This window comes from Bacillus sp. IT-79MI2, assembly GCF_949768135.1.
Classification (GTDB): Bacteria; Bacillota; Bacilli; order Bacillales; family Bacillaceae_G; genus Bacillus_A; species Bacillus_A pseudomycoides.
This window is the reverse complement of sequence record NZ_CATKPV010000051.1, coordinates 398001-423536: the sequence shown is the minus strand read 5'-3', so window position 1 is coordinate 423536 and position 25536 is coordinate 398001. Positions and strand designations below refer to the sequence as shown.

Genomic DNA, 25536 nt, shown 5'->3' with positions numbered 1-25536 from the left:
GGCGTATTACCACCTCTTTATATTTGTCTCTTCCTCTTCACCGAACAATTCAGAAATGGCCCCAACAATATCCACAGTCTCAGGTGTACAAATAAATGTTTTCGGTCCTAATTTTTGAATGTCCCCGCCTATAGCGTATACAGTACCACTTAAAAAGTCAACGATACGCACAGCTTGATCTGTTGACATCCTTTGCAAATTAATGACAACCGCTCTTCTTCCCTTTAAATGATCCGCAATCCCTTGTGCTTCCGAATATGTGCGCGGTTCTAACAAAACAACTTTGGAAGATTGCTTTGCTGTTTCAATACTTACAATATTTTGTTTCGGCTGTGCTTTCGTAAGTGGAATATCCTGCTGCTCTGGTGGATCTTGTTGTTTTTTCATTTCAGCTTGCTCCTTTTCCTTTTCGTAAGCTTCTCGCTCTTCTGGAGTGTCAAAAAAGAAGTATTTTACTTTTGACCAACTCATAATAACATTCTCCTTCCTTTTATGCTTTTCCTACTAAAATCGTTCCCAAACGAATATATGTAGCACCTTCTTCAATTGCAATCGTATAATCATTTGACATTCCCATTGATAACTCTTTACACGGAGCGTATGATAATCCTAGTTCTTGTACTTGTTTTTGCAAACCAAGCAATTTCTTAAAACAATGACGAATTTCGGCTTCTTCCTCAGTAAATGGTGCCATTGTCATCAATCCAACAACTTCAATTTTATCAAATTCTTGCAAAGCACGAATAAACGCAATCGTTTCCTCAGCCGCTATCCCTTGCTTTGATTCTTCAGACGATGTTTTCACTTGTACAAAACATCGAACCTGCTTTGTAGTACGCTTTTGGATTTCTTTCGCAAGTGAAATGCGATCTAATGAATGCAAATAATCAATCTCATTAATAATTTCTTTTACTTTTCTCGTTTGTAACGAACCAATGAAATGCCAACTTACTTTTGAACCAAAATGCTCATACTTCTGTAAAAAACCTTCATTACGATTCTCACCTAAATCAGTAAGTCCAGCTTCTATTACTTCATTTGTTTTTTCAATTCCTACTGTTTTTGTTACTGCAACGAGCTTAATCTCTTGTGCTGAGCGCTCTGCTCGTTCACATGCTATTTTAATTTTCTCATTTACAAATGCTAAATTCTCTTGCACTACCACTGTTTTCAATCCTCCTTAAAGCCTATGAAGCTCAACATTCTTCCTGTTTTCCCTCGATCACGACGATGTGAGAAAAACAATTGTTCTTCACAGCTTGTACAAAGAGACGACATCATAATATGCTCTTCTTTTATGCCAGCTTGTATGCATAATATGCGATTGATTTCTTTTAAATCAATTGCATATTGTCCGTCTGAAATCAATTTATATGGAACATGTCCGTTTACCGCTTGTTTTGCTGCTGATAATACGCGATCATCAACTACATAACAGCAGGACCCTATGGCTGGTCCAATTGCAACATAAATCTCATGAGCTGGCACCCCTTCTGCACGCCACTTTTGAATCATTTCTTTTGCAATTTCTTTTACAGTGCCTTTCCATCCAGCATGTGCCAGCCCTATCATACCATGTGATGGTGCATAGAAATAGAGTGGAACACAATCAGCATAACAAGATGTTAAACATACATCTCTATCAGTCGTATAAATACCATCTGTGTTTGGAATACCGTCTTCATATGAATAGATTCCTCGCCCTTTTTCTTGCTGTCCTACTTTTTCAACATGATAATCATGAACTTGTTCTGAACAAATCCAATTTTCTAATGGTTTTTGTAACTTGTTCGCTAAAATACGTCTATTTTCATGAACATTTTCCATCATATCATTTACATGTAATCCTAAATTCATCGCATGAAAGGAGCCTGTACTTACTCCACCATCTTTTGTCGTAAATCCTGCAGTAATGTTTCCAAGTTCTTTCCACGCTTGTAAATACAATATACCGTCCTCATATATAAATGGTTCTCTCATAAAGCGGCTCCTTTTAATAAAATAACATAAAAAGCATGGTACTTCCTGTCTATTTTACCATACTTTTATTTTTCCATAATGACAACATAAAAAAAAGAGAGATTTGTAATATTCTTTAAGAAATTGTCGGTGTTTGTATTGATTCTGTTACAGAATTGACATGATCAGCTCTTACTAATATTACATCCTCTCCAATTTTTACAATTTGCTTCCACGGAATAACAAACTCTGCTTCTTTCCCAAATATCCCTAACATACGTGTTTGCTTTGAAATAATGACAGCTTGAATCTTCCCTGTATTCATATCAATATCAATATCGCTAATGTTTCCAAGTTTTTTTCCGTCAGAGACATTTACAACATCCTTAATTTGAAACTCTGAAATTCGTATCATTGTCATTCTCCCCTTTTATGTTGTGTAATCGATAAGTCTCCTCCTGCCAGCAGTTTCACTTTACTGTCATTATATGAACACGTAATCTTTCCTATGAACAGAATCTTGGGGCACGCAACATAAAAAGATCTCATCTTAAATGATGAGACCTTATCCTTGAATTGTTTTATTCATTTGTTTAATTGCTGATTTTTCAAGGCGTGATACTTGTGCTTGAGAAATCCCAATTTCTTCGGCAACTTCCATTTGTGTTTTCCCTTGAAAAAAACGTTTTCGGATAATCATTTTTTCGCGATCATTCAATCGTTTCATTCCTTCTTTCAACGCCAATTCTTCCACCCATTGCTCGTCCCTTTGTTTATCATCACTTAGTTGATCCATCACAAAAATAGGATCGCCCCCATCATTATAGATTGGTTCAAATAGTGATACTGGATCTTGAATGGCATCAAGTGCAAAAACGATTTCTTCATGTGTCACTTCAAGTACTTTTGCAATATCCATCGCCGTTGGTTCTTTTGAATTTTCAGCAATTAGCTTTTCTCTTACCTGTAATGCTTTATACGCAATATCTCGCAACGAACGAGAGACGCGAATTGGATTGTTATCACGCAAATATCTACGGATTTCTCCAATAATCATTGGCACAGCATATGTTGAAAATTTAACATTTTGGCTTAAGTCAAAGTTATCAATGGATTTCATAAGTCCAATGCAGCCGACTTGAAATAAATCATCAACAAATTCTCCTCTGTTGTTAAATCGCTGAATGACGCTCAGTACAAGACGTAAGTTTCCATTTACTAATTTCTCTCTTGCGCTTATCTCTCCACTTTGCATTTCTCGAAATAATTTACGCATCTCTTCATTTTTTAGTACTGGAAGTTTAGCTGTATCAACACCGCAAATTTCTACTTTGTTTCTCGTCAAAGTGTTCCCTCCTATCGGGAGTTGCTGTACAGTGTAAAGTATCTCCTTTGGAGGGAATTTTATGCATACCGTTTTTCTGTCACTTTTAATAAAAATATCATTCGTGCTTTACCCGGAAATACAACAAAACCAATCGGAATACCGATTGGTTTTGCACAATCTCCTTGATGATCTAACCTTTTAACAACGTCACTTTATACCATTTTATTAAATTCTTTTCGAAGCCTTTTTATAATTCTCTTTTCAAGTCGAGAAATATAAGACTGTGAAATCCCTAGCATATCTGCCACATCTTTTTGTGTTTTTTCTTCTCCCCCTGCAAGTCCAAAACGGAGTTCCATAATTTGTTTTTCACGATCATTCAGTTGGTGTAGTGCTTTCTTAAGAAGATGTCTATCTACATTAGCCTCTAAATCTTTTGTAATAATATCATCATCCGTACCAAGAACATCTGATAGTAACAATTCATTCCCATCCCAATCAATATTTAATGGTTCATCAAATGACACTTCTGAACGATTTTTATTATTTCTACGTAGATGCATTAAAATTTCATTTTCTATACAACGTGATGCATAAGTTGCTAATTTTATTTTCTTTTCAGGGTTAAATGTATTCACAGCTTTAATAAGACCAATTGTTCCAATACTAATCAAATCCTCAATATTAATTCCTGTATTTTCAAATTTACGCGCTATATACACAACAAGCCGTAAGTTACGCTCAATGAGTAATGACCGTGCTGCTTGATCACCTTTTGGCAATTTATTGAGGAGTACTTCTTCTTCCTCTTTTGTTAAAGGCGGTGGCAATGCCTCACTTCCACCGATATAGTAAATTTCATCAGTCTTAATTCCAAGTTTCAGCAATACTTTATACCAAAGATATATGAAATAAAATTTTATTTTCGTCATATTCTCCCGCCTCTCATAATTAAGCAATTGTCACTTTGGGTGATATCAACATTTTCGGATGTATAATACATTGATACTCTCCATTTGTAGATAATTGCTGTGTATTTAAGCCGATTAATACTTTATTTACGACCATATTGCTTCCTTCATGATAAATTTGAACAACATCTGGCTTAATTGCCCATAAAAATTGATGATCAACTCCTACTGCTCGAAAAGGAATTAAACGTAGTCTCGTTGCCCAACCTGAATCATTTTCTGGTATTTGTGGAATTTCTGTTTTGGAATAAATTTGTTCTGTTAACCATGTTGGTAAACAATGCTCTAATGATGAAATATGCATAATCATAACCGGTGTTTTTGTTAAAGGGTCATGAAGCTGATTTCCACTATCAATCAAGCCATCTAATTTAATTTCATTTTCAACTAATCTAATATTCACTTGTACAATTTGGTCATAATGAATCTTAGTCACTTCCACATTTTCAATACGTTTTTTTGAAAAGTAATAAATAATCGGAAATCCCAAAATCACAAACATCCAACTTACTGGATCACCATAAGACATTGCTTTCGCCTGAACTAATCCATCTACCATGTCATTCGTTTGTAGGAAAAAATGAGTTCCAATTAATCCTCCTCCTACCATAAATGTTACAAAATAAAAGGTAAAAACAGTCTGTGTATAATCTCTAAAAGTAGAAAATCCAAATGCTGTATACACAATAAGTAACGAATACAATAATTTCATAATTGGGTGTGTCATCATAGAAGCAAAAGGAGTAAAGGCAAAAATAACAATTGTAGAACCAATAAATGTCCCTAGCACAAGCCTCCATCTTTTGATCTTCTTTTTCAACACAGTTGCTGCTAATAAAAGCAAAAGAAAATCAATGCAGGCGTTTAACAACCAAACAACGTCGGCGTAAACAACCAAACAATTCACCTCTTTTTTTAAGTTGAGACTAGTATAAAGCATATCCAATAGGAAAGTGTGTCAATTTGCGGAGGGGTTTTTTTGTTATTTTGTGGTTTCTAGACATAATCTGTCGTGAGGTATATATTGTGAGCTTTCTAATAATAAATCCTTCGGTTCCCTTCATCTATCTTTCTTACTTTCTATAATTCAGATGATGGTCTTATTATATAAATACAAATTGAAAAAACGACATAAAACCTTTCTTTTTAAGTGAAAGAGTGCATCCATCCATGCATAGAAGCGGTCAGATCAATCCTTTTCCTGCCATATGCAAGTTAAAACAAAGAGAGAAACGACTGCTGGTCACCTTTTGTTCTTCGTAACAGCAACTTATACGTTGAAAAATCAAAATGAATTTATATATTTATGAATAGCGAGATAAGTTTTTTTATTTTAAAATATTTAAGGTTGTGTAATAAAAAAGAAAGGAGCCCTGAGGCTCCTTTCTTTTTATCGTCTACGACGGTTACGTAAAAATGCTGGAATATCGATATCATCTGAATCTGTATTACGATCATGTACAATAGACTCTTCACGTTTCACTTCGCGTTTTACTTCACGTTGTTTTTGTGGCTGCGCTGTTGGTTGTTGCTGTTGCGCGTGATTTGTAGCCGCCGTTGGACGTACAAATGGTTTTGGCGGCTGAACTGAAACACTATCATCAAAACCAGTTGCAATTACAGTAACAACAATTTCATCTTTTAAACTCTCATTAATTACAGAACCGAAAATCATATTCACTTCTGGATCTGAAGCTGAAGCAACGATATCTGCCGCTTCTTGCACTTCATATAAACTTAAGTTTGTGCCCCCAGTAATATTCATAAGAACACCTTGTGCACCATCGATAGATGTTTCTAATAACGGACTAGAAATTGCACGTTTTGCTGCTTCTGCTGCACGGTTTTCACCAGTTCCAACACCAATACCCATTAATGCAGAGCCTTTATTAGACATAATTGTTTTTACGTCTGCAAAGTCTAAGTTAATGAGACCAGGTGTAGCAATTAAATCAGAAATACCTTGTACACCTTGTCGTAATACGTTATCCGCTTCGCGGAACGCTTCAAGCATTGGTGTATTTTTATCTACAATTTCTAAAATACGATCATTCGGTATAACAATGATTGTATCTACATTATCTTTAAATGCTGTAATCCCAGATATAGCTTGCGTCGCACGTTTACGACCTTCGAATGTAAATGGACGTGTTACAACACCAACTGTTAACGCGCCTAGTTCTTTTGCGATTTGTGCAATAACTGGAGCTGCACCCGTACCAGTTCCTCCGCCCATACCAGCTGTTACAAAGACCATATCTGCACCACGAAGTGCTTCTTGGATTTGTTCTTTACTTTCTTCAGCGGCTTTTTTCCCTACTTCAGGATTTGCGCCGGCACCAAGTCCACGCGTTAATTTTCCGCCAATTTGCATTTTCGTTTCAGCTTTTGATAAATTTAATGCTTGCGCATCAGTGTTCACAGCAATGAAATCCACACCTTGTACACCGTGCTCAATCATACGGTTTACAGCGTTATTTCCGCCACCGCCGACACCGATAACTTTTATGCTCGCTAATTGATCTTGAGTAGTATCAAACTCTAACATGTCGAAATCCCCCTAGAACCTCATTTTTCGTGTGCAATTTTAATCCCATAAATAGCGGAATACACGTTTTACTTTTGACATCATACGCTCATTGTCTTCATTATTTTTGCTTTGCTTACGCGTTGTTTGTTTTACAGGTTGCTGCTGTACCGGCATTGGTGCTGGTACTGGCTCAAAATGCTCTTCCTTTTCCTGAACATTTTTTCCGCGCAATTTCGCTTTTTGATAAGAATGTTTAATTAATCCGACTCCAATTGTATACTGTGGTTCACGAACGCCAATATAATCTGGAGTGGCTATACGAACATTTTCATGTAAAATATCATATGCAAGATCAAGAACACCCGGCATAGAAGCAATCCCACCAGTAAGTACATAACCAGACGCTACTTGTTTTACTCCTAGCTTCCGGACCTCTTCTTGAACAAACATCAAGATTTCCTCTACACGTGCCTCAATAATATCAGATAACTCTAGTTGTGAATATTGTTCTGTTTGATCGCTTCCCATAATAGGAACCGTAAACACTTCTTCTTCAGATGCAGTATCATAAAAAGCATGTCCATATTTTAGCTTAATTTGATCCGCACTTTCAGTTGAAGTTTTAAGTCCTATAGCGATATCCTTCGTTATATGATCTCCACCTAAAGGCAATACACTTGTTGCTTGTAACTCTCCATCTTGAAAAATCGATAAGGTTGTAGATCCTCCGCCAATATCAACAAGGGCTACACCTCTATTTTTCTCATCAGAAGATAAAGCAACCGTTGCAGCTGCTAAAGGTTGCAGACAAATATCAACAATTTCAAGGCCCGCTTTTTCCACACAACGTAGTAAATTATGTAATAACGTTCTTGAGCCTGTAATTAACGTGCCTTCCATTTCTAATCTTACACCAATCATCCCGCGTGGATCGTTAATCTCATCAAGACCGTCTACTATGAATTGTCGAGGCACCACATCAATAAATTCACGTTCAGGAGCAATTGATACAACTTGTGCTGCATCCAGAACGCGTAAGACATCTTCATTTCCAATTTCACGATCTTCATTTGAAACAGCGACAACTCCATGACAAGGAAGAAGCTGCACCTGATTTGCATTCACACCTACAACAACTTGTTCAATGTGAATTCCTACCATACGCTCAGCTTGTTCAATTGCTTTTTTGATTGATCGAACAGTTTCGTCTATGTCAACTATGGAGCCCTTTTTCAAACCATTTGATTTTACGTTTCCAACACCAATAATGTTTAAACCATCATTAACCATTTCACCAATGATGACTTTAACATTGGATGTACCGATGTCAAGACTAACATATATTTCATTGCTGTTCATTCTTTGGCACCTCCTTCTTTATTTATACCATACAAGTCAATATATGGAACAACAATCGCAGCTTTACTATTTATAAGAAAAATATTCAACGTCTTTATGCGTTTCCCTTTTTTAACCCTATATTTTTCTTATTTTTATTTAACATTCACTTATTGCAATCACAGTAATCTGTGAATGACTGCTTTATCTTTGAAATAACTCGATTCCAAATGCAAAGATTATCGCCAAATATAAGTCTACACTAAGATGTACTCATAGAAAAGCTAAACTTGTACCAATCCTAGCATGAATCGAAGAAAATCTAGTTATTTTTCACCAAATTAATTATAATTGTAATGAAATTTACACATAGAAAAACACACTTGTTGTTATTGTATTTAAAAAGAAATAAAACTACTACTCTACTGCTTTTTTTCTTCATTATCTAAATATTTAAAGTATGCGCCAACTTCTAAATCAATTAGGGCTTTTCTACCCGACTCTATATTTTTTATAATAAGTGGATATGTTTCCATACGCTTCGCAAAATCTTGTATAGTTGTACTCACTTCATAACCTTCATTCATATATAAAGTAAGATGGTCTTCATTTGAATTCGTTGGAGCATAATGAATTTCAGAAATAGATCTGAGAATAGTCGGAGTTAATTTTTCTAGCTCTTCAATTAACTCTTTCATTTTCTCTTCTTTAAATGGTTCAAAAATCGGAGCTGCGACAGGTAATTTCCCGTTCGGAAGCACGTCAAGTGTTTTACCATTTTCTAGAAGCGGCTGTAACTTTCCACCTTTGTTTATATAACCTATCGTTACATACTCTTCAATGTGAATGTCAATTTTATTCGGAAAACGTTTTTTGACATTTACTTTCTTAATTTCATTTCGTTTTGTTAAATTCTCTTCAGCCTTATGTGCTGTCACTCGAAAATAACTCGTGTCATATGTAACTCCAGATTCCTTCATGACTTGTTCATCTGTCATATAATGATTTCCTAGAACACTTATCTTTTTTATATTACTAAGTGGAGACCGAAAATAAATTAAAAAAAGTACTAATAAAAATAAAATCGATACATATAAAATTAATCTCTGATTGACAGGTTTTTTATTCTTCTTTTTTTGATTCTTTAGTTTTGGTACACGATCTTGTAGTTTAATCACTTTACTATTTTTCATGTACGATCCCCCTATGTAACATAAAGAACGGCATGTTACGCATGCCGTTCTTATCTTCTTATTATACCATAAATGATAATGAGCGGAACAAATAACAGCTATCTTCCAATGGTTTCCACTTCTGTATGCATATCTACACCAAATTTTTCTTTAATTGTTTTTTTGACAAATGCAATTAAATCCAGCACATCTTGTGCTGATGCAGATCCTGCATTGATAATAAAGTTTCCATGCATTTCGGAAATTTTCGCACCGCCAATTTGATGACCACGTAGACCTGCCTTTTCGACTAAATCTCCAGCGGAATTTGGTAGTGGATTTCTAAATATACTACCGGCACAAGGATGATTCCATGGCTGAGTTTCACGACGATAGTCTTTATTCTTTTGCATTACACCCACTATTTCTTCACGATTTCCTTCTTTCAACTGCAATTCTGCTTCTACTACAATGCCAGGACGCTTTGTTTGTAAAACAGAAGTACGATAAGAAAATTCCATCTCTTCTTTTGTTAACCACTTCATTGTACCATCTTCAAACATAATACGCGCTCTCATCAAAATTTCTGACATATCTGATTTATGTGCACCGGCATTCATATATACTGCCCCGCCGACACTTCCTGGGATACCACTAGCAAACTCTAATCCAGCTAGACCTTGGCGACTAAGTAGTGTTGACAACTTAATAAGAGGATATCCTCCTCCAACTCGTACAGTAGTTCCTTCTACTTCTAAGTGATCTAATCCTTCTCCTAAACGAATTACAACACCTTCAATACCTTTATCAGATACTAGAAGATTAGATCCACGTCCAATTGCTGTCCATTTTGTGTTATATTTCTTTACTAAATCTAAAGTCTTCTCCACACCAGCAACACTACTTGGCACGATTAGAATATCAGCTGGCCCACCTATTTTCATAGTTGTATAACGAGCTAACGCTTCATTTTCTAACACTTTACCAACTTCTGCTTTGATAAGTTCCTTTGCTAATTGTTTCATGATGATCTCCCCCATATTAAATCTCCGTATTACAGTAGTATGCAGGGCATTCACCTAACGTTATTTTGTACAAGTTTTTTCATCACTTCAAATAACTTATTTGCTGCATCCGGAATTCCTAACTGCGTAGCAGCTAGTTTCATATTTTGTAATGTTTGTGTATTTAATAGAATTTCATCAATATCATGAAGAAGAGCTTCAGCAGTTAAATCTTTTTCAAGAAGCATTTTTGCTGCTCCCTTATCGACAACAGATCTCGCGTTTTTCTCTTGATGATTATTTGTCACATAAGGACTCGGAATTAAAACACTTGGTTTTCCTAACGCTGTTAACTCTGCTAATGTTGTAGCACCAGCACGTGAAACGACAAGATCCACACCAGTAAGTACCTCTGGCATATTATGAATAAACGGTTTAATGATTACATTATCCGGATTCCCTTTTTGTTTTACGGCCTCCATGACTTTATCATAATGCACTTCACCTGTGATATACAATACTTCATAATTTTTGTTACCAAATTGTTCAATTGCTGCCACAAACGCATCATTAATCGGTCTTGCCCCGCGACTTCCACCAAAAATAAGCACAGATTTTTTAGAAAGAGATAATCCAACAGAACGCTTCCCTTTCATGCCATTTTGGTTCATTACTTCTGATGCACGCGGATTTCCTGTCATGACAACTTTCGACTTTGGAAAATGTTCAGATGCCGCTTCAAAACAAACAGCTACCTTATCCACATAGCGACTTAAAAATTTATTGGTTACACCAGGTACACTATTTTGTTCATGTACAATTGTAGGAATTCCTAATTTCGCCGCCGCATAAACGACTGGACCACATACATAGCCTCCTGTACCAATTACAACATCTGGATTGAAGCGACGAATATATCGTTTACTATCTTGTACACCTTTTAGAAAACGCATCACTGTTTTTACATTATCAAGGGATATTTTCCGTTTAAATCCACTAATGACAATCGATTGAAATGGTATCCCTGCTTTTGGAACAATTGTACTTTCTAATCCATTTTCCGTACCAATGTATAGAAATCTTGCTTCCGGATGTAGTTTTTTTATTTCTCTAATTAACGCAAGAGCTGGATATATATGACCTCCCGTGCCACCACCACTAACTAATACTCGCACTACAAATTCCTCCGCTTCTCTGTTCTAAATTCAATTTATATATTCATATATCTATAATATATTTTCCGTTTTCTACACACGAAAAACCCTGTCTTATAAACAGGGTTTAGTAGCGAGAATGACGACTTATATTCAATAATACACCAACTGCCATTAGCATTAAGGTCAAACTCGACCCACCATAACTTAAAAATGGCAAAGTAATTCCTGTAACAGGCATTAGTCCTGTTACAACACCAACATTAATCATCACTTGAATCGCAATCATCGCCACAATACCTACTGCCAAAAACGTACCATATAAATCAGGCGCTCCTAATGCTATACGAATCCCACGCCATAATAACAGACTAAATAATAATAACACAAACGACCCACCAATAAAACCTAATTCTTCGGATAAAATCGCAAAAATAAAATCTGTTTGCGGCTCGGGTAAATAAAGAAATTTTTGTCTACTTTGTCCAAGTCCTAGCCCAAACAAACCACCGGGGCCAATCGCAAGTAACGATTGAATAATCTGAAATCCACTCCCAAGTGGGTCTGACCACGGATCCAAATAAGACGTAATACGTTTCATTCGATATGGTGCCGATGCAATTAATCCAACAAATCCCGCTACTCCTATTAGCCCTAGCATTGCAAAATGAAAAATGCGTGCTCCTGAAACAAAAATCATTATGATACATGTCCCAACCATTACTGTTCCTGTTCCAAGATCTGGTTGTAACATAATCATGCCAAATGCAACAAATACAAAACCAAGTGCTGGAAGTAGCCCCTTTTTAAAAGATGTAATCAATTTTTGTCTTTCCGCTAAAAATTTAGCTAAAAAAATAATCATCGCAAATTTCATAAATTCTGACGGTTGAATCGAAAATGCTCCAATCCCAATCCAGCTTCGCGCTCCCCCTCGAACAAGTCCAACTCCAGGGATTAAGACAAGAATGAGAAGGATAAAACAAATGAGCAAAATCACTTTCGAATAAGTACGCCATGTCCAGTAGTCAATTTTCATAATAAAAAACATGGCAGCTACACCAAGTACCGCAAATAACAGCTGTCGTTTTGCAAAAAAGAATGAATCCCCCATCTTATAGGAAGCCCAGACAGCACTTGCACTGTAGACCATAATCATTCCAATTGTTAACAACAAAAGTGTAATGATAATTAAAATAAAATCAGGCGTTTTCTTCATTGGCAATGAGCACCACCTTTTTTGAAGAAGCTGTTTTCTTCTATGTAACAAAACATCAGTAGGTGTTAGCCTACTGATGTTTTGTTTACTTTATATAAGTTTATGCACAGCTTGTATAAAAATGTCTCCTCTTTCTTCAAATGTTTTAAATTGATCCCAACTTGCACAAGCTGGCGAAAGAAGAATTACATCTCCATCTGTAGAATGAGAATACGCTCTTTCTACAGCCTCTTCTAAATTATCGACACTTTCAATAATATCTATCCCTGCTTTTTCAGCTGCCCTTACTAACTTAGGTGCTGTTTGTCCAAATGTTAATATCGCTTTTACATGTTCAAAATATGGAATTAAATCATCGAATTCATTTCCTCGATCAAGCCCACCTGCTAACAAAATAACAGGTTGCGTAAATGCTGATAGCGCCTTTTCTGTTGCTAACATGTTTGTTGCTTTTGAATCATTATAAAACTTACGATTATTAATTGTTGTTACATATTCTAAACGATGTTTTACACCTGTAAAGCGTTTTAATACGGCAATAATTGCCTCATTTTCTACCCCTAGCAATTTAGCAATACTCATAGCAGCTAGAATGTTTTCTAAATTATGTTTACCCGGTAAAACGATATCTTGAACTTCAACGATTTTCTCACCTTTAAAATAAAGAGCACCGTCTTTAATACATGCACCATCTTCAATTACCTTAGTAGCCGAAAATAATACTTTTTGTCCTTTACTATTTGCTGATAACGCCATTACATCTACATCATCAGCATTAATTACACTATAATCAGCTTCAGTTTGGCTTTTAAAAATATTCGCTTTTGCTAAACCATACTCTTTTTTTGTACCATGATAATCTAAGTGAGCCTCGAACAGATTTAAAAATGCTGCAATTTTAGGCTGGAATGTTTCCACTCCCATTAATTGGAACGAAGAAAGTTCCGTTACAATAATTTCATTTTCTTTTGCTTGCTGTGCTACTTCACAAGCTACAGTCCCAATATTTCCCGCAATGACAGGGTGCTTCTTGCCTTCTTTTAACATTTCAAACGTTAGTGTTGTCGTTGTTGTTTTTCCATTTGACCCCGTAATTCCAACAAACGGTGCTGCTGAAATACGATATGCAAGCTCCACTTCTGTCACAATTGGAATCTGTTTTTCTTTCGCTGCAACCAGTAGTGGATTGGAATATGGAATCCCTGGATTTTTTACAACAAGTGAAATATTTCTTTCTAACAACTCTAGCGGATGACCACCGCATACAACGTCCATTCCTTTTGCTTGCAATTCTGCAGCTAATACATTATTTGCTAACGGTTTTCCGTCATTTACAATAACATTTGCACCTAAGCTTTTTAATAAAGTTGCTGCTGCATAGCCACTTTTTGCAATACCTAATACAAGAATATTTTTATTTTGATATTCAGTTACAGTTTTCAATTACATCCACACCCCGATATAAATTCCTAATACTGCCAATAAAAATCCTACAGACCAGAATGTTACAACAACACGCCATTCTGACCAGCCACATAATTCGTAATGATGATGCAGTGGACTCATTTTAAAAACACGTTTTCCTGTCGTTTTAAATGAAATAACTTGAATAATAACAGACAAAGTTTCCATTACAAATACGCCGCCAATTACAACAAGTAATAATTCTTGCTTTAATAAAATAGCTACGGCAGCTATTGCACCACCTAAAGCAAGGGAACCCGTATCTCCCATAAACACTTTAGCTGGATTTGCATTAAACACTAAGAATCCAAGTACCGCTCCTACAACTGCCATACAGAAAATAGCTACGGCATATTGATTTTGAGCAACTGCAATAATGCCAAATGCTCCAAATGCAATTGCGGCTGTTCCTGATAACAATCCATCTAAACCGTCTGTTAAATTGACTGCATTTGATCCACCAATAAGCATAAATAGCACAAGGATAAAATATGCCCAGTGTAAATCAAATTTAACCTCAGTTCCTGGGATCATGATATATGTTTGTAACGCACTTCCTTTTCCAATTAAAAAGAATGCAATTGCAATTACAAGCTGACCGATTAATTTTTGTTTTGATGTTAAACCAAGATTTCTTTTTTTAACAACTTTTATATAGTCATCTAAAAAACCAATCAATCCATAACCAAATGTAACTAATAATAATAATGATACTTCCGCATTTAAATGTTTAAATTTAATTGCCATGATAAGTGTTGTCACCATCATAGACACATAAATGACAATACCACCCATCGTTGGTGTTCCCGATTTCTTTTGATGTGATTTTGGCCCTTCATCACGAATACTTTGCCCAAACTTTAACCTACGTAAAAATGGAATAAACAATGGCGAAAGGGCAACAGAAATTAAGAAAGCTACCCCAGCCGTTACTAATAAACCTTGTTCAAGCACATGTAGTCCCCCTCTCATGTTGTTACTCTTTGTTGTTTAAACACTCAGTGATTGCCTCTTTCGCAATTTCACGATCGTCAAAATGATGTACTTCTTTGCCAATAATTTGATACGTTTCATGCCCTTTTCCAGCAATGATAATAATATCTTCTGCCTTCGCTTCTGAAACCGCATGGAAAATCGCTTCTTTTCGATCAACAATGACTTCATAATTATTTCCTTTTGCACCTGCTAACATATCATCCAAAATCGCTTGTGGATCTTCACTTCTTGGGTTATCTGAAGTCAAGATTGCGTGTGTTGCATATTCTGTAGCGACACTAGCCATAATTGGCCTTTTCGTCCGATCACGATCACCGCCGCAACCAACAATACAATACACATTCCCTTTTGCAAATTGTTTCGCTGTTGTTAACACATTTTCTAAACTATCTGGAGTATGTGCATAATCGACAATAACTGTATAATCTTGTCCCCCGTCCACAACTTCAAAGCGGCCTGGAACTCCAGTTAAATTCGTCACAACATGAATAATCGTTTGCAAAGTTACACCAGACACAAGAGTAGCGGCTATTGCTGCTAAAACATTGTATACATTAAACTTTCCAATTAACTTCATCGTAATATTTACACTTTCACTTGGCGTAACAAGGGTAAATGTTGTTCCACCGCTCGTCATCACAATATCTTTTGCCATAATATCACTATGTGTATCAATTCCATACGTAATAACCGTAGCCGCAGTACTTCTCATATACTCTTCTGCTGCTGGATCATCACTGTTTAACACAGCGTACTTTTCACGGTTATGATGATAGCTATTACCAAGCTGAGCAAAAAGCAAGCCTTTTGCATGCTTATATTCTTCCATCGTTTTATGATAATCTAAATGATCTTGTGTTAAATTTGTAAATACAGCTACATCATAATCACAACCGTGTACACGGCCAAGATCTAATGCATGTGAAGAAACTTCCATTACTGCGCTATTTACATTTTGCTCAACCATACGGCGAAACGTTTGCTGAAGTGTCAGTGCATCTGGCGTTGTATTTTTCACCTCGAATGTTTCATCACCGATTTTCATATTAATTGTTCCAATTAGCCCTGTTTTATGACCGTGTGCCCGCATAATTTCATCCATAATATGCGATGTTGTTGTCTTTCCATTTGTACCTGTAATCCCAATCAAGTGTAATTTATGCGTTGGCTGTCCGTAAAAATAATCAGCTAAAACCGCTAAAGAACGATAGGTATTTTTCACAAGTACAACTGGAACGTCAACATCAATCGGTCTTTCCGCAACAATAGCAGCCGCACCTTGCGCGGCTGCTTGCTTAGCAAAATCATGGCTATCAACCGTATACCCTTTCATACATACAAATAAGCTTCCATTTGTCACTTTACGTGAATCTGCTTCAATGGATGTAATTTCTGGATTTTCTTTTGGAACAACTGGAAAATCATGCAAACATGATACAAGTGTGTGCAACTTCATTTCACTAAACCCTCTCTACATTGTTTATTTATCTCTTACTTAATAAGTAATTCTTCCTATCCTTCATTCGCTAAAAATTGAAGAAGGAAGCATTTGCTGAGAGCCCGAAAAATCAGACTCGTTTATCAGTGCATCATATAATACCTTAGCTGATAAATTCTTTATTTTTTATGTTCAAGAGCAATATAATCTGTTTTCATAGAAAATAAATTTCTATGAAAACAGAGATTATATATTAACTCAACTTCCACCAATTGTATCACAAAACACAATCTCTGACCTTTAATTACCAAAGTAAATCCTAATTTTTGATCCTTCCTTTACTTTGGCACCAGCTTCTGGTGATTGTTTAATTACTTTGTCTCCCTCACCACTTACATCGAGCTGCAAGTCTACAAGCTGCGTTTGCAAATCTTTTTTCTTCATCCCGATTAAATCCGGAACTTCTATTGTAGGGGTATCGCCCCATTTATATTCCCTTTCAACCTGCTCCTTGCGTGGCTCTACTCCCATAACAGGAAGCACATCACGAAGAATATTCCCTACAATTGGCGCAGCAACAACACCACCAAATTGAGTAACCCCTTTTGGATTATCAACTGCAACATACACAACGATTTGTGGGTCATCTGCTGGAGCAAATCCAATAAAAGATACAATATAGTTATTATCTAAATATTTTCCGTCTTTTACTTTTTGGGCAGTTCCCGTTTTTCCACCAACACGATAACCATCAATATATGCACCTTTACCAGAACCTTTCGCTACAACATTTTCTAACGCATAACGAACTTTTTCCGATGTTTCCTTGGAAATAACTTTTCTTTTCTCGACCGGTGTTTTCTTTCTTACAACTTGATTATTCGATGGATCAACAAATTCTTTCGCAATATACGGCTGGTATAATGTCCCACCATTTACAGCTGCCGCTACCGCAGCAACTTGTTGGATCGGTGTAACAGAAACCCCTTGCCCGAAAGAAGTCGTCGCCTGTTCAACCGGACCAACCTTATCTAAGTTGAATAAAATCCCTTTTCCTTCTCCTTGCAAGTCAATCCCTGTCTTCTGTCCAAAACCAAAATCACGAATGTATTGGAATAACTTTTCTTTTCCAAGGCGGTCCCCAAGCTCAATAAAACCTGGGTTACAAGAATTTTGAACAACTTCTAAAAACGTTTGACTACCGTGGCCACCAGCTTTCCAACAACGTAGCCTAGCGCCTCCAACTTCAGCTGCTCCATCATCATAAAACGTATCTTTCTCCAAGTCTACTAATTTTTCATTTAAAGCAGCCGCAAGTGTAATGATTTTAAAAGTCGATCCCGGCTCATATGTACTCCATACAGGCAGGTTTCGATTAAACACTTCTGGTGAAACACTCTGAAAATCCGTGGGATCGAAACTTGGGCGACTTGACATTCCTAAAATTTCACCATTTTTCGGGTTCATCGCGATTGCGATCATACCATCTGGATTATACGTAGAATCTGCGATATTCATTTCTCTCTCTATAATCGTATTGATTCGAGAATCGATTGTTAATTTTAAATCTAAGCCGGCCTCTGGTTTTTTGAAATCATCTCCAACATTCGGCATCCTTTGTCCTTTCGCATCTGCAAAAAAGCGCACATGCCCTTTATCACCATTTAGCTCTTTATCATAATACGACTCAAGTCCCATAAGTCCCTGATTGTCACTACCAGCAAACCCTAGTACATGCGATAAATATTTTCCGAACGGATAATACCGAATGGAATCTTCAGCAATATAAACACCTTTTAAACTTAAAGCACGTACTTCCTTTGCTTTATCATGAGAAATTTTCCTTCCGCCTTTATCCAATCTTACAATGGACTCTTTTTTTGTAATCCGTTTATAAATTCCCTCTTTTTCCACACCTAAAACTGCAGCTAACTTCTCTGCAGTCTCTGCTGGTTTTTCAATTTGCCTTGGTACAACAAAGACAGTTGGTGCACTTTTATTCGTTGCAAGCTCCACACCATTTCGATCTAAAATTTTTCCTCGTTCAGGTTCGAAAGTAATATTACGACTCCACGAATCCTTTGCACGATCTGTTAACATATTCCCAAGAAAAAACTGTACGTATCCAAGACGAATATCAATAATTGTAAAAATGAGTATACCTGATATAAGTATAAAAATAAGTCGCTTTCTAACTGTTACATTCGATACACGCATATTGGAACAAGCCTCCTTTACGCCTAGCTTGTTCCAATATATGCTTGTACCTATTCGAATAGAACCTCTTGGACTTCTTATATTATGCACCTAGAACATTCTATGGCTTTTCTGCCTCTTGCTGTGGCTCAAGCGGTGGTACAAGTGTTACAGCTAATTCCGTACCTGCTTGTAACGGCGTTCCTTCCGCCACACTTTGTTCTGTCACATATCCTGTACCAGATGGCTTCAAATTAAGATTTAACATTTTCGCTAAATTCATTACATCCCGAAGTGCCCATCCTTGTATATTTGGCATCAACGGTTTATCTCCTACTAAGAAGACTCGATCGCCCTTCAATGTTTTTTCAGTCGCTTTTGGTACCTGTTGTTTTACTTTTCCTTCACCTACTATAATCGGACGGAATTTAGCTTTTTCTAATGTTGCTTTTGCCTCTTCCATTGTTTTTCCGGTTACCTCTGGAACAACCGCCTGTTGCTCTTTCACATATTTCTTCGAATCTTTTACTTCATTCGGTTTAATTTTCAAATACTCTAAACTATTTTTCGTTACAGATTTAAACATTTCCGCGAGAGGTTGTGCCCCGTATTCATTATCTTTTAATTTCGGCTGCTTAATTGCAAAGTAAACAATTAATTGCGGATCGTCCATTGGTGCCATACCAAGGAATGAGAAAATATAGTTTTCTCTTCCGGTCATATATCCACCTTTTCCATCCGGAATTTGTGCTGTTCCTGTTTTACCACCAACAGAGTATCCATCGATTTTATACGCATTCCCTGTTCCTTTTGGTGAGGTAACAACGCGTTCTAATAATTGTCTTACTTGTTCTGCTGTTTCTTTTGTAACTGGTTGCCCCACTTCTTCTGGTTTATGCTCTAATTCCACTTTATTCGTTAGTGGATCTACAATTCGATCGATGGTATAAGGTTTCATCATTTTCCCATCATTTGCGATTGCGGTTGCAGCTTGTACAAGTTGCATCGGTGTTACAGTAGAGCCTTGTCCGAATGCTGTTGTTACCTGTTGAATCTGCTGGTCAAATACAATTGTATTTTTTCCTTCATTAGGTAAATCAATACCAGTCTTTTCATCCAATCCAAATTTATGAATATATTGACGGAAACGATCTGGACCAAGTTTTTGATCTCCTAAAATTGCAAATGCAACGTTAGAAGAACGCTCAACCCCTTCATCAAATGTAATAGATCCCCAACCTGCACCACCGTTATGATCTTTTATTTTACGGTTTCCAACTGGATACGTACCTGACTGGTAATATTCTTGACCATTATATACACCTTCATTAATCGCCGCAGCTAATGTGAAAATTTTCATCGTAGACCCCGGCTCATACGCATTTGCGATTGGATCATTAATATAGTATTGAATATCACCCTTATTTGGGTCATAGCTAGGTCGACTAGACATTCCTAGTATTTTTCCTGTTTTCGGATCTGCAACCAATCCAATTAGCATAGAAGGTTCATAGTGCTGATCAGCTGCTTTCATCGCATCTTCTAAAAACCCTTGAATACGTTGATCAATTGTTAAATACACATTTTCTCCATTTTCCGGTGGCTTTACATTTTGCTTTCCACCATCGAGAGAAACACCATTACGATCTCCTGTATATGCTACACTTCCATTAGAAGCACGTAAATACTTATCTAAGCTCTCTTCTAATCCAAATTTCCCCCCCGCAATTCCTTTATCATCAGGTTTTGCAAAACCTAACACGTAAGATGCGAAATCCCCATTTGGATACACTCTAGCTTTTTCTGTAACAAATGAAATACCTGGTATTTTAAGACTTTCTAGTTGCTCTTTCTTCTCTTTCGTCAAGTTCTTTCCCAGCGCTCCGAACTCTACCTGACTCTTATCTTTGTTTAAAGTGGCTAAAATTTCATCTTCACCTGTCCCAAGTACACCTGCAATTTTCTTTGCAGCATCCTCTTTATCTTTTACAGGTTTTTCACCTTTTAGTTTCGCAACAATCTTGTATGAGTTCGCATCTTGCGCTAACACATGTCCATTTTGATCATAAATCGTTCCACGATTCGCTTCAAGTACGCCATTTTTATTATGCTTGTCTTGTGCAAGTTTCTTTAAGTCTTGACCATGTACTGTTCCTGTCGCTTGAATATAAAAGAATCGGGCTAACAACAGCAAAAAGAGCAGGAGGAAAAATATCATAAAGTAACCTGCTCCTTTATTGGTATGAATTTTGTTCATATTCGTCTTCATATTTTCTTCACACCTACTATATTAATGTAAACCTTTCACATTATTCGCATTAATTTCCAGACCGTGTTTTTTTGCGATTTCTGCGATACGCTCATAGCGACTTAACTTTTCCACTTCAGCTTGTAATTCTTGGTTTGCTTTTTGTTTTTCCACAATTTTATTCTCTATTTTTGCTGCTTCCGCATCAACTTGGTACAGGCCTGCTTTATTTCCAATAAAAGCCACGCAAGCATATAATAAAAAGCCAATAAAAGCCACATACAACAATTTTTCAATTCTTGTAATTTTTGTTTTCGCTTTTGGTTGTACGTTTTGCTGCGGAGCTTGAGATTGTACTTGCACTTGTTCTTGCACTTGTTGTTGTTTATACTTTACAGCTAAATTTGTCATACCTCTCTCTCCTTTTTATCGTTTTTCAGCGATTCGTAACTTCGCAGAACGCGCTCGATTATTTTCTTCTAACTCTTCATCAGAAGGTAAAATCGGTTTTCTTGTAATGAGCTTTAGTTTCGGCTTAAACTCATCAGGGATAATTGGTAATCCTGGAGGAAGCTGTGGTGTTGTACTATTTCGTTTAAATGTTGTTTTACAAATACGATCTTCTAATGAATGGAACGTAATAACACTAATTCTTCCACCTGGCTTAACCATTTCAATCGCAGATTCCAGTGCCTCCTCGAATACTTTCAACTCATCATTTACAGCAATTCGAATCGCTTGGAACACTCGTTTTGCAGGATGTCCACCCGTTCTACGAGCTGGAGCAGGAATTCCTTCTTTAATTAGCTCTACTAACTCTCCTGTCGTTTCAATCGCCTTATTCTCGCGGTACGCTTCGATTTTCCTTGCAATTTGCTTTGAAAACTTCTCTTCACCATATTGGAAAAAGATTCTTACGAGTTGTTCATATGACCAGTTGTTTACAACATCATATGCCGTTAATGGGGCATCTTGATCCATCCGCATATCTAAGGGCGCATCATGATGATAACTAAAACCACGTTCTGGTGTATCTAATTGTGGGGATGAAACACCTAAATCAAATAAAATTCCGTCTACTTCTGTTATTCCTAATTCATGTAGCTTTTCTGACAAATAGCGAAAATTACTCTTCACTGTTATAAATTGATCACCATAAGAAGAAAATCTTTCTTTTGCATTTTGAATCGCAATTTCATCTTGATCAAATGCAATTAATTTTCCCCCTTCCGTTAGCTGGGATAATAAATAGGAACTATGTCCTCCACCACCTAGCGTACAATCGACATATGTACCACCTGGTTTTATATCCAAACCATCTACTGTTTCTTTTAAAAGAACTGTTACGTGTTTAAACATTGTTGCACCTACTTTTTGCAAAATAATTACGTTGAATGTCTCTTTTTCTTCCTAATAAACCACCCAATATGTCGGGAAATTAATGCTACGAAAATATGTCACATCCAACTTGGCGTCAGTGGAAATCTAATATCCACAAATCGCAGTTTCACTTTATTATATACTAAATTTTATCATTTTTTGCGGGAAATTAAATAAAAACATGTCGAAAAACACAATAATACGTTTACATTTTGTTCTATTTTGTCATGTACATGTGCTTTATTATAAATATCATACTCCCGAACATTCCGTTAGATAATTCAGAAAAAATCACTTTACAGTTAATTCCACGTGCGAAAAATAAAATCCTGCTCCTAAGAGCAAGATTTTATAGTTTTATAATATGATGGTTCCCGTTCCAAGAGTACGATTGCTTCATTACTCGTTCAACAAAATCTAATCCAAACTGATTTAAATAATAACATATATTCCATACCCGTTCTTGCGGCGCACCTAGCGGACGGAGCGCGTATTGTAAACGGCGAAATTTATTCAGCTCTACTTCATGTTTTTTCTCAACATTTCGCTTTAACATTCTTTCTAGCAACTCAATTTGCTCTTTAATTTTCCGCTCATTTTTCTCAGCGAATTGCTGCAATCCTGGGTCTATTTTTTTTACAAACTGTTGTAAAGAAGTATGAACATCCATCATTTTCTCTGTCGCTTCTATAAACTGATTGTCAATTGGTTCTTCTATTTGGTTAGAAAGCCACTCTTCACGTAGCATATCTATGTCATTTACAAATGGATCACTCTCTTGTAATTGTAAATCATGTAAATCTGTTATAATATCGCGTTCCATATAACTAATTGTGAGTCTCGGAACAACCGGAGGCATCTGAAAACCAAACACATGAAATACTTGCTGCAATTCACTCCAGTAAGCAATTTCACCAGGCCCTCCAATAAACGCTAATGTCGGAAATATATATTCTTGCATAAGTGGTCTTGTTACAACATTATTACTAAATCGTTCCGGACTTTTTTCCATTTCCGCTATCAACTCTTCATACGAAAATGAATAAATACCATCTTTTCCAACAAATTTCCCATTCTCTTCTTCTAACAACACACGCTCTTCATCAATTTGCATAAATATGTGCACTGCATTTGATTTTGTTTCAATAATCGGTTTATATCCTTGTTCCTTTACTAATTGCTGTTGTTTTTGAAGACTCATTTGCACTTCTTTATATCGACTTAGTATTTGTTTTAAAAAAGAAACTTCTAACTTTCTTAACGCTGGATGATGGGAATCAACGAGAATCAATCCTGAATCTACAAATAATTTCATAATAAGATGCGCAAAGAAATCTACATATGTAAGAGAATTCTGCAAAGCATCTTCAACAAACTGTAATACATCCTTTGTAAAATTCGTTTCCGGATATGTTTTGAAAATTTCTTCAATCCACTTTCTACAGTCTTCTATTGAAAGATCAGATTCAGATGCACTTGCCTTTTTTGGATGACGATCATGGAAAATCGTCTTTTTTATTTTTTTATTTTTCGTTACAAACACATGATTAATTTCATCGATATCGTGATCTTCACCAGCAATCCAAAAAACAGGAACTACACGAACTCCTAAATTTGCTTCTTTTTCTTTTGCAAGCTGTAAAATCGAAATAATTTTATGCACAGTATAAAGAGGTCCTGTTAATAGTCCTGCTTGTTGTCCTCCAACAACAACATATGTATTTTCATCCGCTAGCGCCTCTATATTCCGAAGAGTATGCTCTCCAGCATGTAAATTAGTATTATATTCCAATAAATGTGCCACTAAGTCTTGACGGAAAAACTTCTTATCACGCAAATCATACAGACGCCGCCCGAATCCATCTTCTGTCAACGGATAATCGAAGAATGCCTGCACTTCTTTTCTACCCTTCATATAGTCCGCCACAACACCTTGTAGTGGAACAGAGATTTCTTTTATCTCCATATAATTCTTCCTTTCCTATCCTGTTCTCTCACCAATCCAAATTGTAGTCAATGTTTGATGTAAAAGCAAAGAATATCTCTTATACCTCTAATCCCTTTATTGAATTATATAAAAATTGCAGTGTGGGAACTTGCTTTCGCTGTTTCCTCGCTTCTTCTATCGCATAGCCAATAATAGCATCAATTTCCGTTTCCCGATTCTCTTTTACGTCAGCTAACATAGAGGATGTATTACTGGATGTTGTTTCACATACATGACAAACTAATTGCCACATCTCTTCTTTTTTTTTCTCCCCTACAAGGAACATGACCTCCTGAAATATTTGCTCCATCACTTTATAAAAAAAAGGATTCGATAGTAATTCTCCGTTTTGTATACCAAATAAAGCTGTTAGTGGATTAATGCAGGCATTTATTACAAGTTTATAACTCATTGTTTGTTTCCAATCTTCTTCTACTTGCACCGAAAAATACTTTGAGGAAAAACAATCCAATAGTGACTCAAATTGAGACCAATCACCATTTACTACTCCAAATTTCGTAACCCCTACTCCTGTATGGTGCACTGTGTATTCATTTTCTTTTTTTGCCCCATGCTCCACAATCCCCACCGCTACATTTTCACACTTTATTTCGTGTAATATATCCAGATGAGACATTCCATTTTGCAAAAAGATAATCTGCCTTTGTCCTTTTATGAAAGGAAGTATATTCGCTAAATGATATTGTTTTACAGCAATAAACGTATAGTCCATTTGTTCACCTACAATACTCTCTAATGGCGTAACATTCGGAAATACCGTTTCCTTTCTTCCCTTACGAATACAGCTTATCCCCTCCTGCATTAACTTTTCAGTTTGTTCTACCGTTCTTGTAAATAATGTAACATCCTGTTTGTTCTTTTTTAAATAAAATGCAAAAAGAAGACCAATAGCTCCCGGACCAACAATCCCAATCTTCATCTCTATCCCCTCAGAATCTCCTAACGAATACAAAGAAGAAAGATATCCTGTAATCAATTAGAAGCCTTCTGATTACCTCCCCTCTATAACTCATCCTAACATTGAGTATATCTTATTTATATTTCAACAACTAAAAGTACATTTCATAAATATATATAAATTCCCTTCATACGACTAGTGTAGCAAATCCTCAAAAAAAATACTGAAAGAAAT

At 36.3% G+C, this 25536-nt stretch carries 22 protein-coding genes and 1 pseudogene; all 23 read right to left on the bottom strand.

Going from position 1 to position 25536, the window contains the following annotated elements; all coding sequences use genetic code 11:
• Nucleotides 1-6 precede the first annotated feature (6 nt).
• The 23 genes and pseudogenes from ACM6HU_RS09075 to ACM6HU_RS08965 all read right to left on the bottom strand — a co-directional run bounded on the left by ACM6HU_RS09075 (nt 7) and on the right by ACM6HU_RS08965 (nt 25329).
• A complete protein-coding gene (locus tag ACM6HU_RS09075; protein ID WP_003199801.1) occupies nt 7-471 on the bottom strand; it encodes a cell division protein SepF in 465 nt (154 codons plus the stop codon).
• A 19-nt stretch (nt 472-490) separates the two neighbouring features.
• Nucleotides 491-1165, bottom strand: a complete 675-nt coding sequence (locus ACM6HU_RS09070) for a YggS family pyridoxal phosphate-dependent enzyme (protein WP_414848114.1) — start codon at nt 1163-1165, stop codon at nt 491-493.
• A gap of 5 nt (nt 1166-1170) precedes the next feature.
• Entirely contained in the window at nt 1171-1980 is an 810-nt protein-coding gene (gene pgeF / locus ACM6HU_RS09065) for a peptidoglycan editing factor PgeF (protein WP_016116025.1), read from the bottom strand.
• 115 nt (nt 1981-2095) lie between these two features.
• Entirely contained in the window at nt 2096-2374 is a 279-nt protein-coding gene (locus tag ACM6HU_RS09060) for a YlmC/YmxH family sporulation protein (protein WP_016116026.1), read from the bottom strand.
• A 150-nt stretch (nt 2375-2524) separates the two neighbouring features.
• Entirely contained in the window at nt 2525-3304 is a 780-nt protein-coding gene (gene sigG, locus ACM6HU_RS09055; RefSeq protein WP_003199794.1) for an RNA polymerase sporulation sigma factor SigG, read from the bottom strand.
• 194 nt (nt 3305-3498) lie between these two features.
• The gene (gene sigE, locus ACM6HU_RS09050) at nt 3499-4218 is read right to left on the bottom strand and encodes an RNA polymerase sporulation sigma factor SigE (protein ID WP_016116027.1); all 720 of its coding nucleotides are present in this window, start codon (nt 4216-4218) and stop codon (nt 3499-3501) included.
• Between the two features lie 19 nt (nt 4219-4237).
• Complete coding sequence (spoIIGA, locus tag ACM6HU_RS09045) at nt 4238-5155, bottom strand: sigma-E processing peptidase SpoIIGA (RefSeq protein WP_016116028.1); 918 nt, start codon at nt 5153-5155, stop codon at nt 4238-4240.
• A gap of 492 nt (nt 5156-5647) precedes the next feature.
• A complete protein-coding gene (gene ftsZ, locus ACM6HU_RS09040; RefSeq protein ID WP_016116029.1) occupies nt 5648-6805 on the bottom strand; it encodes a cell division protein FtsZ in 1158 nt (385 codons plus the stop codon).
• Nucleotides 6806-6844: 39 nt separating this feature from the next.
• Entirely contained in the window at nt 6845-8146 is a 1302-nt protein-coding gene (gene ftsA, locus ACM6HU_RS09035; protein WP_003199785.1) for a cell division protein FtsA, read from the bottom strand.
• Nucleotides 8147-8329: 183 nt separating this feature from the next.
• Nucleotides 8330-8425 (bottom strand): annotated as a pseudogene (locus ACM6HU_RS09030) (small basic protein); the annotation flags it as partial.
• A gap of 122 nt (nt 8426-8547) precedes the next feature.
• Entirely contained in the window at nt 8548-9318 is a 771-nt protein-coding gene (locus ACM6HU_RS09025; RefSeq protein ID WP_016116030.1) for a cell division protein FtsQ/DivIB, read from the bottom strand.
• Between the two features lie 98 nt (nt 9319-9416).
• Nucleotides 9417-10322 carry a UDP-N-acetylmuramate dehydrogenase gene (gene murB, locus ACM6HU_RS09020; protein ID WP_033671439.1) on the bottom strand — a complete coding sequence of 302 codons (906 nt, stop codon included), beginning with the start codon at nt 10320-10322 and terminating at the stop codon, nt 9417-9419.
• A 50-nt stretch (nt 10323-10372) separates the two neighbouring features.
• Nucleotides 10373-11476: an undecaprenyldiphospho-muramoylpentapeptide beta-N-acetylglucosaminyltransferase gene (murG, locus tag ACM6HU_RS09015; protein ID WP_016116032.1), complete on the bottom strand. Its 1104-nt coding sequence runs from the start codon at nt 11474-11476 to the stop codon at nt 10373-10375.
• 106 nt (nt 11477-11582) lie between these two features.
• The gene (gene spoVE / locus ACM6HU_RS09010) at nt 11583-12680 is read right to left on the bottom strand and encodes a stage V sporulation protein E (RefSeq protein ID WP_170927912.1); all 1098 of its coding nucleotides are present in this window, start codon (nt 12678-12680) and stop codon (nt 11583-11585) included.
• A gap of 84 nt (nt 12681-12764) precedes the next feature.
• Nucleotides 12765-14117: a UDP-N-acetylmuramoyl-L-alanine--D-glutamate ligase gene (gene murD / locus ACM6HU_RS09005; RefSeq protein WP_016116034.1), complete on the bottom strand. Its 1353-nt coding sequence runs from the start codon at nt 14115-14117 to the stop codon at nt 12765-12767.
• A complete protein-coding gene (gene mraY / locus ACM6HU_RS09000) occupies nt 14118-15092 on the bottom strand; it encodes a phospho-N-acetylmuramoyl-pentapeptide-transferase (protein ID WP_016116035.1) in 975 nt (324 codons plus the stop codon).
• A 22-nt stretch (nt 15093-15114) separates the two neighbouring features.
• Complete coding sequence (locus ACM6HU_RS08995; RefSeq protein WP_016116036.1) at nt 15115-16590, bottom strand: UDP-N-acetylmuramoyl-L-alanyl-D-glutamate--2,6-diaminopimelate ligase; 1476 nt, start codon at nt 16588-16590, stop codon at nt 15115-15117.
• A 282-nt stretch (nt 16591-16872) separates the two neighbouring features.
• Nucleotides 16873-18789 carry a stage V sporulation protein D gene (locus ACM6HU_RS08990; protein ID WP_016116037.1) on the bottom strand — a complete coding sequence of 639 codons (1917 nt, stop codon included), beginning with the start codon at nt 18787-18789 and terminating at the stop codon, nt 16873-16875.
• 100 nt (nt 18790-18889) lie between these two features.
• Nucleotides 18890-21037: a penicillin-binding protein gene (locus tag ACM6HU_RS08985; RefSeq protein WP_016116038.1), complete on the bottom strand. Its 2148-nt coding sequence runs from the start codon at nt 21035-21037 to the stop codon at nt 18890-18892.
• Nucleotides 21038-21058: 21 nt separating this feature from the next.
• Entirely contained in the window at nt 21059-21427 is a 369-nt protein-coding gene (gene ftsL, locus ACM6HU_RS08980) for a cell division protein FtsL (protein ID WP_016116039.1), read from the bottom strand.
• 15 nt (nt 21428-21442) lie between these two features.
• A complete protein-coding gene (gene rsmH / locus ACM6HU_RS08975) occupies nt 21443-22375 on the bottom strand; it encodes a 16S rRNA (cytosine(1402)-N(4))-methyltransferase RsmH (RefSeq protein ID WP_016116040.1) in 933 nt (310 codons plus the stop codon).
• A gap of 370 nt (nt 22376-22745) precedes the next feature.
• Nucleotides 22746-24362 (bottom strand): bacillithiol biosynthesis cysteine-adding enzyme BshC, encoded by a 1617-nt coding sequence (gene bshC, locus ACM6HU_RS08970; RefSeq protein ID WP_016116041.1) that lies wholly within the window; start codon nt 24360-24362, stop codon nt 22746-22748.
• 79 nt (nt 24363-24441) lie between these two features.
• Complete coding sequence (locus tag ACM6HU_RS08965; protein WP_033671484.1) at nt 24442-25329, bottom strand: 2-dehydropantoate 2-reductase; 888 nt, start codon at nt 25327-25329, stop codon at nt 24442-24444.
• Between the last annotated feature and the right edge of the window lie 207 nt (nt 25330-25536).